9 protein-coding genes are annotated in these 15,186 nt (G+C 72.8%); all 9 read left to right on the top strand.

Annotated elements, in window-relative coordinates; all coding sequences use genetic code 11:
* The first annotated feature begins 204 nt into the window (after window positions 1–204).
* A complete protein-coding gene (locus IE239_RS11065) occupies window positions 205–1,188 on the top strand; it encodes a helix-turn-helix transcriptional regulator (RefSeq protein ID WP_190149072.1) in 984 nt (327 codons plus the stop codon).
* Window positions 1,189–1,779: 591 nt separating this feature from the next.
* Complete coding sequence (locus IE239_RS11060; RefSeq protein WP_190149071.1) at window positions 1,780–2,640, top strand: 3-hydroxyacyl-CoA dehydrogenase family protein; 861 nt, start codon at window positions 1,780–1,782, stop codon at window positions 2,638–2,640.
* The gene (locus tag IE239_RS11055) at window positions 2,640–3,311 is read left to right on the top strand and encodes an O-methyltransferase (RefSeq protein WP_190149070.1); all 672 of its coding nucleotides are present in this window, start codon (window positions 2,640–2,642) and stop codon (window positions 3,309–3,311) included. Before IE239_RS11060 ends, IE239_RS11055 begins: the two co-directional genes overlap by 1 nt.
* A 14-nt stretch (window positions 3,312–3,325) precedes the next feature.
* Window positions 3,326–3,601, top strand: a complete 276-nt coding sequence (locus IE239_RS11050) for an acyl carrier protein (RefSeq protein WP_190149069.1) — start codon at window positions 3,326–3,328, stop codon at window positions 3,599–3,601.
* Window positions 3,594–4,694 (top strand): acyl-CoA dehydrogenase family protein, encoded by a 1,101-nt coding sequence (locus IE239_RS11045; protein ID WP_190149068.1) that lies wholly within the window; start codon window positions 3,594–3,596, stop codon window positions 4,692–4,694. The genes IE239_RS11050 and IE239_RS11045 overlap by 8 nt, the downstream gene beginning before the upstream one ends.
* Before the next feature lie 25 nt (window positions 4,695–4,719).
* Window positions 4,720–5,811, top strand: coding sequence for an HAD-IIIC family phosphatase (locus IE239_RS11040; RefSeq protein WP_190149067.1), 1,092 nt, complete (start codon window positions 4,720–4,722; stop codon window positions 5,809–5,811).
* 63 nt (window positions 5,812–5,874) lie between these two features.
* Window positions 5,875–7,752 carry an ATP-binding protein gene (locus tag IE239_RS11035; protein ID WP_190149066.1) on the top strand — a complete coding sequence of 626 codons (1,878 nt, stop codon included), beginning with the start codon at window positions 5,875–5,877 and terminating at the stop codon, window positions 7,750–7,752.
* Window positions 7,753–7,801: 49 nt separating this feature from the next.
* Window positions 7,802–14,185, top strand: coding sequence for an SDR family NAD(P)-dependent oxidoreductase (locus IE239_RS11030; RefSeq protein WP_434095674.1), 6,384 nt, complete (start codon window positions 7,802–7,804; stop codon window positions 14,183–14,185).
* Window positions 14,186–14,219: 34 nt separating this feature from the next.
* The coding region (locus IE239_RS11025) for a beta-ketoacyl synthase N-terminal-like domain-containing protein (protein ID WP_190149064.1) at window positions 14,220–15,186 on the top strand (967 nt) is incomplete at its 3' end.

Below are 15,186 nucleotides of genomic sequence, written 5' to 3'. Positions count from 1 at the left end.
AAGGAACGATTCTCCCGTGGGCGTCGCCATCAGTGGGGGAATATCCGGTGAAGCGGACCTATCCCCATCAATCGTGCCGAATTCGGTGCGCGTCGGTAGGGGCCCCTATGCGTGGGCGCGCCGGTAGAGGCGTGCAACGCGGCTCCGGTAGGATATCCCATCCTGAGGTAATGGGAAGGAATACTTAGCCAACTTGGAGAGCCTTTGTTTCCCAAGCCGGTACCCGGGATATTCGAAGTCTATGAGTGGAGCTTAGGCAGGGACGGTTTCGCCGTCGACGACATCGCACACGAGTTGGGCTTCACCCTCGACGAGAGCGAGGGGATAGTCGCCGAACTCCTGGAATTCCAGCTCATCCAGCCCGCCCGCGACCAGGACGCCTGGTTCGTCCCGGCCGACCCGGGCCTCGCGTCCTCCCAACTCCTGAACCGGGGGGAACTGGACCTCCTCGAACGGAAACTGGCGGTGGGCCAGCTCCGCAACGACCTCGCCCGGCTCTCGCTGCTGTTCCGCTCGAGCAAGTTCAGCAGCCAGTACGCGAACTCCTTCGACGTCGTCAAGGTGCCGGAGACGGTCAGGCTGCTTCTGTCCGAGGCGGCGGCGAACAGCTCCCGCGAAGTCGTCTGCATGCAGCCCGGGAGCGGATGGGAGCCCGAGGAACTGGCCGAGGCGCAGGCCCGGGACTTCCAACTGCTCGGGCGCGGCGTACGCATGCGGGTGCTGTACCAGCACGCCGCGCGATTCGACACCCCCACCCGCGAATACGCGGCGAAGCTGATCGACTCGGGCGCCGAAGTGCGCACGGCGGGGGCCCTGTTCGGCAAGATATTCATCTTCGACCGCACCGCGGCGTACATCCCGGCGAGCGGAGAGGGCGGCGGCGCCGTCGTCGTCCAGGAACCCTCGATCATCGACTTTCTCTACTCCTGTTTCGAGCAGGTCTGGGGAACGGCCAAGGAGTTCGACACCCGCCGGGCCGAAATCGACGTCATCAGCGGCGACATGAAAAAGGAGATCGTCAAGATGCTGATCTCCGGCGCCAAGGACGAGGCCATCGCCCGGCGTCTCGGCGTGTCGGTCCGCACCTGCCGTAAACACATCGGACAGGTCATGCAGATGTTCGGCGCGACGAGCCGCTTCCAGTTCGGCTACCTGGTCAAGGAAGCGAATCTCGAGGAAGACGTGTAACGTCAGCCGATTTCCGCCCCCCTCCCGCCGTCGTGCGGCGGCGTGTTCTCCTCCCCGGCCGGCGACCCTCCGTCGCGCCGCGGGGGGTGGTCCGGCATGCCCCGGTGTACCCGTCCGCGCAGGTCGAGCAGCGCTCCCGGGTGCTTCCTCAAGTGGAAGTGCAGCTTGATGAGCGGTTGGCGGGGTGGAGGGCTCAAGCCGAATGGCGGAAACTTGTGGTGGCCGTTGCGGAAGAGCAACCGGCCGAGGTTTCGCTGAACGTCAAGGGGGCCGTTTCAAGCTATTCATCCCTCGCGTCGCCGGTGAGCCGAGAGGCACCTGCTGGACCTCTCCGGCCGCGACGCGAAGGTGATCCATGCGTCGGGGGAGGCCCTCGCGCATTTCCTTCAGGGTATGTCCCTCCGATCGAGCGCGGTCGAATCCGTCGATGAAGACGGTCGCACGCCCGACGTCACTAAAGGTGCAGCTCGGCCGGCCTGGGCATGTGTTCGCGAGTCCGCGTGTCGGGCACGGCTGTCCAAAAACAGCACATTTCCTTTCCGAAAACATATCCGAGCGAAAAGCTGAGGTGCTTATGAACGGGTTCGGCCGATGACCGAAGACGGCGGCATGCAGCGGCTCGCGGTGTTCGGCGCGGGCGTGATGGGCGTCGGCATCACGACCCTCGCCATCGGCCGGGGAGTGCCGGTCGTGCTCGTGGACGTGGACCGGACGCGGCTGGACACGGCCCGCGCCCGGGTCCGCAGCGAGCTGCGGCTGGCGCACATGACAGGAGCCCTCCCGCGGACCGGACCGGTCGGCGACCTCGAACTCGCCGACTCCGTGACGGCGGCGGCCGACGCGACCTGGGTGATCGAGGCCGTCACCGAGGTCGCCGAGGTCAAGGCCAAGGTGCACCGGGAGATCGCCTCCGTGGTCGCGCCGGGGACGCTGCGGGTCACCAACACCTCGTCCATCCCGGTCGACGAGCTGGCCGGGGAGGTGCCGTCCCCCGAAGACCTGGCCGGCATCCACTTCATGAACCCGCCCTATCTGATCGGCACCCTCGAGGTGATCCGTGGACCGCGCACCGGCGAGCGGGCGATGTCGGCCGTCGAAGCCCTGCTGTCCACGCTGGGCAGGAAGGGCATCGTTGTCGGGGACGGCCCCGGCTTCGTCACCAGCCGGGTGCTGCACCGCATGATCAACGACGCGGCCAACGTCGTCGAGGAGGGCCGGGCCACCGTCGAGGACGTGGACGCGCTGATGGAGGGCTGCCTCGGGCACCCGACGGGCCCGCTGCGGACCGCCGACCTGATCGGCATCGACAACCTCGTCGACTCCCTGTCGGTGCTCCACGAGCGCACCGGCGACGACAGTTACCGCCCGAGCGAGCTGCTCCTGCGCAAGGTCGCCGAGGGCGACCACGGGCGCAAGACCGGCCGCGGCTTCTACACCTACGGGGCACGCTGATGGCCGGCCAGGTGGACGTCGACGAGCGGCTGCTCGACTACGTGCGCTCGGTGTCCCTGCGCGACGACGAGATCCTGCGCGACCTCGTCGCCGAGACGGCGGCCATGCCGGCGCTGAACGCCATGGTGACCATGCCCGAGGAAGGACAGCTGCTGGCCATGCTGGTCGGTCTGACCGGCGCCTCGCGGGTGCTGGAGATCGGTACGTTCACCGGCTACAGCACGCTGTGCATGGCGCGTGCGCTGCCGCCCGGCGGGCGCGTCGTCACCTGTGACATCAGCGAGCGCTGGACCAGGATCGCGCAACGCTACTGGGAACGCGCCGGGGTCCGCGACCGCATCGAGCTGCGGCTCGGGGACGGCGCGCAGACCATGGCCGCGCTGCTCGACGAGCACGGGCCGGAGACCTTCGACCTGGTCTTCGTCGACGCCGACAAGACCGGCTACCCGCGCTACTACGAAGAGGCGCTGACCCACGTGCGGCCGGGCGGCCTCGTCGTCCTCGACAACACGCTCTACTTCGGCCGGGTCGCCGATCCGGACGCGAACGATCCCGACACCGCCGCCATCCGCGAGCTCAACGCCTCGCTGCTCGTCGACAGCAGGGTCGAGCTGTCCCTGCTCGTCATGGCGGACGGGATCACCCTGGCGCGCAAGAACAAGACGCAGTGACGAAGGGACCTTTCATGACGGACTCGACAACCGAGCTGCCGGTCGCCGCCATCGAGCAGCGCATCGGTGAATTCCTCGAGGCGAAGACCAGGACGACCTGGGAACGCGACGTGGACCTGTTCGCCTCCGGCGCGGTCTCCTCGCTGTTCGCGATGGAACTGGTGGTGTTCGTGGAGGGCGCCTTCGGGATCCAGGTGGAGGGCGCCGACCTCGCCATGGACAACTTCCGCACCGTGGAGCGCATGAGCGCGCTGGTGACCCGGCTGCACAGCGGAGGGGGCGGTGCTTGACGCCCTCAGCGCGCTGGTGACCGAGACGGTCGCCGACGCCGCGAGCGAGTGGGACGTCTCGGGCGAGATCCCCGTCGGCGTGCTGCGCGGACTGGGCGCCAAAGGCGTCCTGTGCGCCGAGGCGAAGCCCGAGTTCGGAGGTCTCGGACTGTCCGGCGCCGACAACGGCAGGCTCGCCGCGCACACCGGCGCGCTGTGCAGCTCCCTGCGCAGCGTGATGACCTCCCAGGGCATGGCCGCGTGGACGATCCAGCGGTTCGGCGACCGGGCGCAGCGCGGCGAGTACATCGGCCGCCTCACCGGCGGCGACCTCGCCGCGGTCGCGTTCAGCGAGCCGGGCGCCGGCAGCGACCTGTCCGCGATGACCACCGAGATCCGGCACGAGGGCGGCGAGATCGTCGTCGACGGCCTCAAGACGTGGATCACGGTGGCCGGTTACGCCGACTGGATCGTCGTCTTCGGCCGGTACGAGGGCGGCGGGGCGGTGGCGCTCGTGCCCGCCTCGGCTCCCGGCGTCCGGGTGACACGGGTCGCGGAGCCGCTCGGCTGCCGCGCCGCCGGACACGCCACCGTGGTCCTCGACGACGTGCGCCTGCCCGAGCGGCACCTCCTGGCGGTGGCCGGCCAGCCGGTCCTCATGCTGACCACCATCGCCCTCACCTACGGACGGCTGTCGGTGGCCTGGGGATGCGTCGGCATCCTGCGCGCCTGTCTGACGGCCGCCGCCCGGCACGCCGCCCGGCGCGAGCAGTTCGGCAAGCCGCTGCTGCAGCACCAGCTGGTCGCCCGGCACCTGGCCGAGCTCTACGCCGCGGAACGGACGGCGACGTTCGCCTGCGAACAGGCCAGCCGCAGCTGGGACGACGGTTCACCGGAGCAGGTGCAGGCCGCGGTCCTCGCCAAGCACGTCGCGGCCGGCAACGCGGCCCGCGGCGCGGCCTCGGCGCTGCAGGTCCTCGCCTCCGCGGGCGCGGCGGGCGGACACGTGGTGGAACGGGCCTTCCGGGACGCGAAGTTGATGGAAGTCATCGAGGGCAGCAACGAGATCTGCCAGCTGATGCTCGCCGAGCACGCCGCCTCCGCGGTGGGCTGAGCGGTCGTACGGAGGGGGATTCGACATGTCCGAAGCACCACCGGTCGTGAAATGCCTGATCTGGGACCTCGACAACACCCTGTGGAAGGGCACGCTGGTCGAGGACGGCCACGTCGAGGTCGAGGACGCGGTCCGCAAGGTCGTCGTGGAACTCGACGCGCGCGGAGTGCTGCAGGCGGTGTCGAGCCGCAACGACCACGACGAGGCGTGGGCGCGGCTCCAGGAGCTGGGCCTGGCCGAGTACTTCGTCCTGCCGCACATCGGCTGGGGCCCCAAGTCGGAGTCGGTGCGCCGGATCGCCGAGCAGCTGAACTTCTCGCTCAAGACGATCGCGTTCATCGACGACCTGCCCACCGAGCGCGCCGAGGTCTCCTACCACCTGCCCGACGTCCGGTGCTACCCGGCCGAACATGCGGGGCACTTGCTCGGCCTGCCGGAGTTCAGCCCGCCCGTGGTCACCGTCGACGCGCGCCGGCGTCGTCAGATGTACCAGGCCGGCTTCGAGCGCGACCAGGAACGGGAGAACTACCAGGGCGCCGACGAGGATTTCCTGCGCTCGCTCGACCTGGTGATGCGCATCGGCAGGGCCAGGGACGAGGAGATCACGCGCGTCGAGGAACTGACCCTGCGCACCAGCCAGATGAACGCGACGGGCGTGCACTACTCCGACGCCGCGCTGCGCTCGCTGCTGGACGACGAGAGCCACGACGTCCTCGTGGTCTCGATGAGCGACCGCTTCGGCCCGCACGGCGCGGTCGGGGTCATGCTGATCGAGAGGACCCCGCGGGCCTGGCGCATCAAACTGCTGGCGACGTCGTGCCGGGTCGTCTCGTTCGGCGCGGGAGCGGTGCTGCTGCGCTGGCTCACCGACGCCGCCGCACGGGCCGGTGTGCATCTCGTCGCCGACTTCCGGCGTACCGAACGCAACCGGATGATGGAAGTCGCCTACCGGTTCGCGGGGTTCACCGTCGCCGACTGCGCCTGCCTCGCCACGTTCTCGCCGGGCGAGGGCGCCGAGTGCCTGCATCTGGAGCCGGTCCGGCAGGACCCGCCGACGACCATGCGCGTCTTCGCGCCCGAACCGCACGCCACCGCGGGAGAGACGCAGTGGCGGTAGCGGGCAGCTCATCGCACGGTCGACGCTGAACACGAACGATCTTCGGGGGATTCCTTGCAGTTCTTGGTTCTTGGTCCGTTGCGACTCCTGGACGACGAGAAGCCGGTCGCGCTCGGCGGCGACCGGCGGCGCGCCACACTCGGCCTGCTCCTGCTCAACGCCAACCGCGAGGTGGCGACCAGCAAGCTCCTCGAAGGGCTGTGGGGGACGGAGGAGGCGCCGGCCACGGCGCGGAAGATCCTGCAGAACGCGATCCGCGGTCTGCGCGTCACGCTGGCCGAGCACGCGCACGGCGACGGCCGGCCCCCCGCCCTGGTGACCTGCACGCACGGCTACCAGCTGCAGGTCGACCCGGAACAGGTCGACATGTTCCGCTTCCACCGCCTGGCCCAGGCGGGCCGCGCGGAGCTGGCGGCCGGCCGCCCCGCCGCGGCGGCCGCCACCCTGCGGGAGGTGCTCGCACTGTGGCGCGGCCAGGCGCTGGCCGACCTCGTGGAGGCCGGCCACTCCTGGACGGAGCTGACGGCGCTGCAGAAGGCCCGGCTGGACGTGATGGAGGACTACTACGAGGCCGAGCTGGCCAACGGGCGGCACCAGGCCGTCCTCGGCGAGCTGGAGGCGATGGTCGAGGCCGAGCCGCTGCGCGAGCGGGCGTGCCAGCAGCTGATGCTCGCGCTGTACCGCAGCGGCCGGCAGGCGGACGCTCTCGCCGCCTACCGGCGGGTGCGGGTCAGGCTGGCCGAGGAACTCGGTCTGGAACCGGGCCGGGAGCTGCGGCTGCTGCAGCACGCGATCCTCGTGCACGACCCGTCCATCGCGGCGCCCGCCCGGCCCGCGCGACCCGCGGTGGCCTCCGTCCCGGCGCAGGAGCCGCGCCCGCGGCCTGGACCGGCTCCCCGGCCGGTGCAGTGGACGCCCGCGACGCCCGCCGGGGCCCGCAGCCGGGTCAGCGCCGTGCTGATCCGCGCCGACTTCGGGGCCCGCAGCCGTGTCGCCGACGTCGGCGAGGTCCTGGAACGCACCGCGACGACCGTGCGCGAGGAGGTGGAGAGACGCGGCGGCGTCGTCGCCGGATCGACCGGCTCCGTCACGCTGGCCCTGTTCCGGGCGGCCTCGCCGCAGCAGGAGGGCACGGACGAGGCCGCCGAACGGGCCGTGCGCGCCTCGATGTCGCTGCGCCGGCGCATCTGCTTCGACGTGCCGGAAGGCGAGCGGCCCGAGCTGCGGGTGGCCGTGTCCACCGGCGAGACCCCCGTCCGTCCCCGCACGAGGTTCCTGGAGCCGCTGCCGGTCGACGGAGCGCTGCTCGTCGACTGCGAGACCCTGCTCCGCTTCGCGCGGGACACCGAGATCGTGGTGGGCGACCGCACCCGGTTGCTGACCGGCGCCGTCATCCGGTACGCCCGTGCGGGCGGCGCGCGGGCGCGCTGGACGGCCCAAGGGTGTGTCCGGGACGCGTTCGCCCCGTCGGAGGCCTTCGACCGCGGACCCGAACTCGGCGTGCTGAACAGCCTGTTGGAGCGGGTCCGGCGGCGCGCGCGGCCCCACCTGGTGCTGGTGCTCGGCGCCCCGGGGATCGGCAAGTCGCCGTTGCTCGCGGAGTTCGAACGGCGTGTCGAGGACGCGGCGACCCTGCGGCTCGACCTCACCCGCCCGGCGACCGCGCAGACCGTGACGCAACTCGCCCGGCAGGGCCCCCTCGTGGTGTTCGCCGACGACCTGCACCTGGCCGGAAACGCCGTCCTGGACACGGTCGAGGAACTGCTCGACCAGCCGGAGCCGATGCCGCTGCTGGTGGTCGCCGCGGCCCGCCCCGAACTGTTCCGCAGACGCCCCGGCTGGGGCGCCGACGGACGGCACGCCAGCCGCATGACCCTCGAACCGCTCCTCGACGCGGCGCACGAGCGCGCGATGCGGGGGCTCTGCCATGCCGCCGGCTGAACCCGGCCCCGCCCGTTGGTCCCGGGGCCCAGATTCGGCCTCCGGTCCGGTGTTCTCGAACCCGGCTGAGCACCGCCCTCGCGAGGTTAACTGGCCGGGTTCCGAACGCGGCCCAAGGAGTGACGAGACGATGGAGAACGAGGGCAGACTGCGGAACTACCTCAAGCAGGCCGTCGGCGAACTGCAGGACACGCGCGAACGCCTGCAGGAGCTGGAGCGGGCGGCCGCCGAGCCGATCGCGATCGTCGGCATGGCCTGTCGATACCCCGGAGGCGTCGACTCGCCCGACGGACTGTGGGAGCTGGTGGCCGAGGGCCGGGACGCGGTCGGCGACTTCCCCGCCGACCGGGGCTGGGACGTCGAGGGCCGCTACGACCCCGACCCCGGCGTCCCGGGCAGCTACTACGCCCGCGGCGGCGGCTTCCTCCACGACGCCGCCGAGTTCGACGCCGACTTCTTCGGGATCTCGCCGCGCGAGGCGCTGGCGATGGACCCCCAGCAGCGCCTGCTGCTGGAGACGTCCTGGGAGGCGCTGGAGCGCACCGGGACGGACCCGCAGTCGCTCCGCGGCAGCGACACCGGCGTGTTCGTCGGCCTGATGGGCCACGGCGGCCAGCGCTACGGGCTCGGCGCACAGGAGTCCGGCCAGGGCGGCGACGGGTTCGGCGGCACCGGCAGCGCGGCCAGCGTCGCCTCCGGCCGGATCGCCTATCTGCTCGGCCTGGAGGGGCCGGCCCTGACCGTCGACACGGCGTGCTCGTCGTCGCTGGTCACGATGCACCTGGCGAGCCGCGCCCTGCGGGCCGGGGAGTGCTCGCTGGCACTGGCCGGCGGGGCGGCCGTCATGTCCACCCTGGACACCTTCGTGGAGTTCTCGCGCCAGCGCGGACTGGCCGAGGACGGCCGCTGCAAGGCGTTCTCCGCCGCCGCCGACGGCACCGGCTGGTCCGAAGGCGCCGGCATGGTGGTCCTCGAGCGGCTCTCCGACGCCCAGCGGCTCGGACACCCGGTGCTGGCGCTGATCCGGGGCAGCGCGGTGAACTCCGACGGCGCCTCCAACGGCCTGACCGCGCCCAACGGGCCCTCCCAGCAGCGCGTCATCCGGCGCGCGCTGGCCGACGCCGGTCTGACACCGGCCGACGTGGACGCCGTGGACGCGCACGGCACCGGCACCCGGCTCGGCGACCCGATCGAGGCCCAGGCACTGCTCGCGACCTACGGCCGGGAACGGCCGCCGGGCCGGCCACTGTGGCTGGGCTCGCTGAAGTCCAACATCGGGCACTCCCAGGCCGCCGCCGGAGTGGGCGGCGTGATCAAGATGGTCCAGGCGCTGCGGCACGGCGTCCTGCCCAGGACCCTCCACGTCGACGAACCGAGCCCCGCCGTCGACTGGACGTCGGGCGCGGTGGAGCTGCTGACCGAGGCGCGGGCCTGGCCCGAGACCGACCGGCCGCGACGGGCCGCCGTCTCCGCCTTCGGCATCAGCGGCACCAACGCGCACCTCGTCATCGAGCAGGCCCCGCCGAAACCGGCGCCCGCCCCGCAGGACGACCCGGCGCGGGAGCCCGGCCGCCCGGCGCCGCCGCTGCTGCTGTCCGCCGCGTCCCCGGCCGCACTCGGAGCCAGGGCCCGCCAGCTGCACGACCACCTGACGGCCGACCCGGACGCGCCCCTCGCCCACGCGCTCGCCACCCGCGCCCCGAAACTGCCCCACCGCGCCGCCGTCACCGGCGACGACCCGCTGACCGCGCTGCACGCCCTCGCCGAGGGACGGCCCTCCCCGGACGTCCTGCTCGGCACCGCGCGCACCCGTGGCAAGACGGTGTTCGTCTTCCCCGGCCAGGGCTCGCAGTGGTCCGGCATGGCACTCGGCCTCTACCGCGACTCCGACGTCTTCCGCGCCCGGCTCGACGAGTGCGCCGCGGCCCTCGCGCCCTACGCCGACTGGAACCTCCTCGACGCGCTGACCGGCCCGCTGGAGCGGGTGGACGTGGTCCAGCCCGCGTTGTGGGCCGTCATGATCTCGACCGCCGCGCTGTGGCGGCACCACGGCGTCGACCCCGACGTGGTGCTGGGGCACAGCCAGGGGGAGATCGCCGCCGCACACGTCGCCGGCGCGCTCTCCCTGGAGGACTCCGCCGCCGTCGTCGCCCTGCGCAGCCGCGCCATCACCCGCCTCGCCGGCACCGGCGGCATGGCGTCCGTCCAGCTCTCCGCGGCCGACACCGCCCACCGCGTCGAACGCTACTCCGGCACGGTGGAGATCGCCGCGGTCAACGGGCCCGCCGGCACCGTCGTGTCGGGCACGCCCGCCGACCTGGCCGACCTCGTCGCCTCCTGCGAGACCGACGGCATCCGCGCCCGGATCATCCCGGTGGACTACGCCTCGCACTCGGCACACGTGGAGGCCCTGCGCGACGAGATCCTGACGGCGTTGGCCAGCATCGCGCCGAGGCCCACCAGGATCCCCTTCCACTCCACCGTCACCGGCGAACTCCTGGCCGGCCCGGAACTGGACGCCGGCTACTGGTTCGCCAACCTGCGCCGCACCGTCGGCTTCGCCGCCGGCACCCGCACGCTGCTCGACCAGGGTCACCGGGTGTTCGTCGAGGTCAGCGCCCACCCCGTGCTCACCAACGCCATCGCCGAGACCGTCGAGGAGAGGGAGATCTCCGACGCGGTCGTGCTGGAGTCGCTGCGTCGCGACGACGGCGGCCCGGCCCGGTTCCACACCGCGCTCGCCAAGGCGTACGTGCACGGCGTCGACGTCGACTGGCGCCTGCCGCCCGTGGAGGCGGAGCTGCCGACCTACCCCTTCCAGCGCCGGCGCTACTGGCTGGAGGAGGCCACCGGGGTCGGCGACACCTCCGCCCTCGGCCTGCGGCCGGCGGACCATCCGCTGCTCGGCGCGACCCTGCGCACGGCGGACGACGGAACGCTCGTCCTCACCGGACGGCTGTCCCGCACAGCCCACCCGTGGCTGGCCGACCACCGGGTCGGCGAGTCCGTGCTGCTGCCCGGCGCCGCGGTGGCCGAACTCGCCCTGCACGCCGGGGACCGCATCGGCTGCGGACGGCTGGCCGAACTGACCCTGCGCGAACCGATCGTCCTGGACGCCGACCTGGACCTGCAGATGCTCATCGGCCCGGAGGCGGACGACGGGCGGCCGGTGGGCGTGTACACCAGCCCTTCCGGAAAGGACGAGTGGACGGGGCACGCCGAGGGCCTGCTGACCGCCCCCGCCCCCGAGACGCCCGACGACCTCGCCTCCTGGCCGCCGCCGGGCGCGGTCGCCGTGCCGGTGACCGGTTTCTACGAGTCGCTGGCCGAGCTCGGGTACGCCTACGGCCCCGCCTTCCGCGGGGTGCGCGCCGCCTGGCGGGACGGCGACGTCGTCTACGCGTCGGTCGAACTCCCGGACGGTCACGAGGCCGACGGCTTCGCCCTGCACCCCGCGCTGCTGGACGCCTCGCTGCACGCGGCCGGCCTGGACGGCACGGAAACCCTGCGGCTGCCCTTCAGCTGGACCGACGTGCAGGTGCACGCCACCGGCGCCAGGACACTGCGGGCCCGGCTGTCCCCGGCCGGCCCCGACGCCGTCGCGGTGCTGCTCACCGACGAGGACGGCCGGCCGGTCGCCACGGTCGGGGCACTGTCCCTGCGCCCCGTGGATCCGGACGCGCTCGCTCTCACCCGGGCCGATGTCTCGGCGCTGTTCGCCGTGGACCTCGTGCCCGTCGAACTTCCGGACCCGCCCGCCCGGCAGAACCTGCACACCCTCCCGGCGGACCCCCACGACGCCCCGGCCGCGCCGGCGTCGGCGACGGCCGTCCTGTGGGAGTGCCCCTCCGGCGAACCCGAGGACGTCGTCGCGCGCACGCTGCACGTGGTGCGGGAGTGGCTCGGACAGGACCGCCCCGCCGACGTGCCGCTCGTCGTCCTCACCCGCGCGGACGAACTCGCGCACCGCGCGGTGACCGGACTGCTGCGCACCGCGCGCACCGAACACCCCGGCAGGCTCCGCCACATCGACGCCGACGGCCATCCGCACACCCGCAACGCGCTGCCCGCCGCAGTGGCCGCCGGCCGTCCGGAACTGGTCCTCCGAAGCGGCCTCGCCGCCGTGCCCCGGCTCAGCCGCGCGGCCGCGTCGCCCGCCCTGACCGCCCCGGCGGACGGACCCTGGCGACTGGCGCTCACCTACCGCGGCGACCTCGACGGACTGTCGCTCAGCCCGTGCCCCGAAGCACTGCGTCCGCTCGACGCGGGCGAGGTGCGCATCGCGGTCCGGGCCGGCGGCCTCAACTTCAAGGCCGTCCTGCTGGAACTCGGCATGGTGGCGCGGGACGAGTGGTCGTCGCTCGGCGAGGGCGCCGGGATCGTGCTGGAGGTCGGCGCCGACGTCACCGGGCTGGCCCCGGGCGACCGGGTGATGGGCCTGTTCACCGGAGGCCTGGGCACCGTCACCGTCTCCGACCGCCGACTGGTCGTCCCGATGCCCGAGAGCCTGTCGTTCGCCCAGGCGGCGGGCGTCCCCGTGGTGTATCTGACGGCGTACTACGGTCTGGCCGACCTGGCCGGACTGCGCGCGGGCGAGTCGCTGCTGCTGCACGCCGCCACCGGCGGCATGGGCTTCGCGGCCCTGCAGCTCGCCCGGCACTGGGGCGCCGAGGTGTTCGGCACCGCCAGCGCCGGCAAACGCGAGGTCCTGCACGACTGGGGCTTCGACGACGACCACCTCGCCGACTCCCGCAGCCTGGGCTACGCCGACCGGTTCGCGAACGCCACGGGCGGCCGCGGCGTCGACGTCGTGCTCAACTCGCTGGCCCACGAGCACGTCGAGGAGTCGCTGGCCCTGCTGCCGCGCGGCGGACGGTTCGTGGAGATGGGCAAGACCGACATCCGCGACCCGCAGGAGATCGCGCGGCTGCACCCCGGGGTGAGCTACCGGGCGTTCGACGTGATGGAGGCCGGGTTCGACCGCCTCGGCGAGATGCTGGAGGAGATCCGCCTCCTGTTCGACCAGGGCGCGCTGCGACCGATGCCGCTGACCGTGTTCGACGTCCACCGCGCACCGGAGGCGTTCCGCCACCTCAGCCAGGCACGGCACATCGGCAAGATCGTCCTGACGCTGCCCGCGCCGCTCGACCCCGACGGCACGGTGCTGATCACCGGCGGCACGGGCGTGCTCGGCGGACTCGTCGCCCGGCGCCTCGTCGTCGAACACGGTGTACGACGACTGCTGTTGACGAGCAGACGCGGCCCGGCGGCCGAGGGCGCGGACGCGCTCGTCGCGCAGCTGCGGGCGGCGGGAGCCGAGGCGTCCGTGGTGGCCTGCGACGTCGCGGACCGGGAGGCCGTGGCTGAACTCATCGGCTCCGCACACCGGTTGACCGGCGTCATCCACGCGGCCGGGGTGCTCTCCGACGGGGTCTTGGAAGCCATCACGCCGGAAGACCTCGACGCCGTGCTGCGCGCGAAGGCCCGCTCGGCCCTGCATCTGCACGAACTGACCCGGCGTCACGACCTTTCCCTGTTCGTGCTGTTCTCCTCGCTCGCCGGGGTTCTGGGCAGCGCCGGCCAGGGCGGGTACGCCGCCGCCAACGCCTACCTCGACGGCCTCGTGGAACACCGGCGCGGGCTCGGACTGCCGGGCGCCTCGATCGCCTGGGGGCTGTGGGCCCGGGAGAGCGCGATGACCGGCCACATGAGCGAGAACGACCGGGGCCGGCTGGACCGGATGGGACTCGGGGCGATCTCCGACGAGCAGGGCGTGGCCCTGTTCGACGCCGCGCTGGGGCTGCACCGTCCCGTGGTGGTCGCGGCGCCGATCGACGTGGCCCGGCTGCGGGAGAGCGGGCAGCAGGTGCCCGAGATCCTGTCGGGGCTGGACCCGGCCGGCGCCGTCCGGCGGCGGGTCGTGGCGTCGGCCGCCGCCTCGCACGCGGACCGCCTCGTCGAACTGCCCCCACGACAGCGGCGCAAGGAACTGCTGGAGCTGGTCCGGGAGGCCGCGGCGGTCGTGCTCGGCCACAGCACGGCCGCGGCCGTCGACGGCGACAGCGCGTTCAAGGAGCTCGGCTTCGACTCGCTGACCGCGGTGGAGCTGCGCAACCGGCTCGGCGCCGGCACAGGGCTGCGGCTGCCGCCGACGGTCGTGTTCGACCACCCCACACCGGTCGAGCTCGCCGCGCACCTGGACGAACTGCTCGTGCCCGCCGAGGAGACGACCGTGAGCTCCCTGGTGACGGAACTCGACCGGCTGCCCGTCGCGGAACTCGACGACAACGAGCGGGGCCTGCTCGCCAAGCGACTGCAGGAGGTGCTCAGCCGGATCGCCGCACCTGCCGCCGACGGCGAGGAGCGGGACTTCACCGCCGCCTCCGACGACGAAATCTTCGACTTCATCGACGGCGAACTCGACACCGCCTGAACTCGCCTGTCCGCACGGAAGGGGGCTGCCCGGAATGTCCACCAACGAGCAGAAGCTTCGAGAGTATCTGAGGCGTGCCACGACGGACCTGCAGCGAGCGCGGCGAGAGCTGCGCGACGCGGAGGCCGTCGCCCGCGAGCCCATCGCGATCGTCGGAATGGCCGGCCGCTTCCCCGGCGACGCCCGCACCCCCGACGCGCTGTGGGAACTGCTCCGCGACGGCCGGGAGGCCCTCACCGACTTCCCGGCCGACCGGGGCTGGGACCTGGACCGGCTGTCCGACCCGGACCCCGACACGCCGGGCACCACCTACCTCACGCGCGGCGGCTTCCTGGCCGACGCCGGCGGCTTCGACGCCGAGTTCTTCGGGATCTCGCCGCGCGAGGCGGTGGCGATGGACCCGCAACAGCGCCTGCTGCTCGAAACCTCCTGGGAGGCGCTGGAGAGCGCCCGCATCGACCCGGCGTCGCTGCGAGGCAGCTCCGGCGGCGTGTTCGTCGGCGTCGTCCCGCAGGAGTACATGCCTCGCGCGGGGGAGACGCCCGAGGAGCTGGAGGGCTTCGTGCTCACCGGCGGCACCACCAGCGTGGCGTCGGGCCGGATCTCCTACGTACTGGGCCTGGTGGGGCCGGCGGTGACCGTGGACACGGCGTGCTCGTCCTCGCTGGTCTCCATGCACCTGGCCGAGCAGTCGCTGCGCAGCGGGGAGTGCGACATCGCGCTGGCCGGCGGCGCCACCGTGATGTCGGGGCCCAGCGTGTTCGTGGAGTTCTCGCGGCAGCGCGGACTCGCCCCGGACGGCCGCTGCAAGGCGTTCGCCGCCGCGGCGGACGGCACCGGCTTCTCGGAGGGAGTCGGCATGCTGGTGCTGGCCCGCCTGTCGGTGGCCCGGGAACGCGGTCTGCCGGTGCTGGCGGTGATCCGGGGCAGTGCGGTGAACTCCGACGGGGCGTCGAACGGGCTGACGGCGCCGAACGGTCCGTCGCAGCAGCGGGTGATCC

Origin of the sequence: Streptomyces humidus (assembly GCF_014649655.1) — a bacterium.
In the GTDB taxonomy this organism is placed as follows: domain Bacteria; phylum Actinomycetota; class Actinomycetes; order Streptomycetales; family Streptomycetaceae; genus Streptomyces; species Streptomyces humidus.
The sequence above is the reverse complement of the archived record's forward strand: the minus strand, read 5'-3'. Positions and strand labels throughout refer to the sequence as shown.

What these genes read in the sequence shown, in the direction of transcription:
- IE239_RS11060 (WP_190149071.1), top strand. Translation starts at nt 1,780, where the DNA reads ATGACCGAAGACGGCGGCATGCAGCGGCTCGCGGTGTTCGGCGCGGGC.
- IE239_RS11055 (WP_190149070.1), top strand. Translation starts at nt 2,640, where the DNA reads ATGGCCGGCCAGGTGGACGTCGACGAGCGGCTGCTCGACTACGTGCGC.
- IE239_RS11050 (WP_190149069.1), top strand. Translation starts at nt 3,326, where the DNA reads ATGACGGACTCGACAACCGAGCTGCCGGTCGCCGCCATCGAGCAGCGC.
- IE239_RS11040 (WP_190149067.1), top strand. Translation starts at nt 4,720, where the DNA reads ATGTCCGAAGCACCACCGGTCGTGAAATGCCTGATCTGGGACCTCGAC.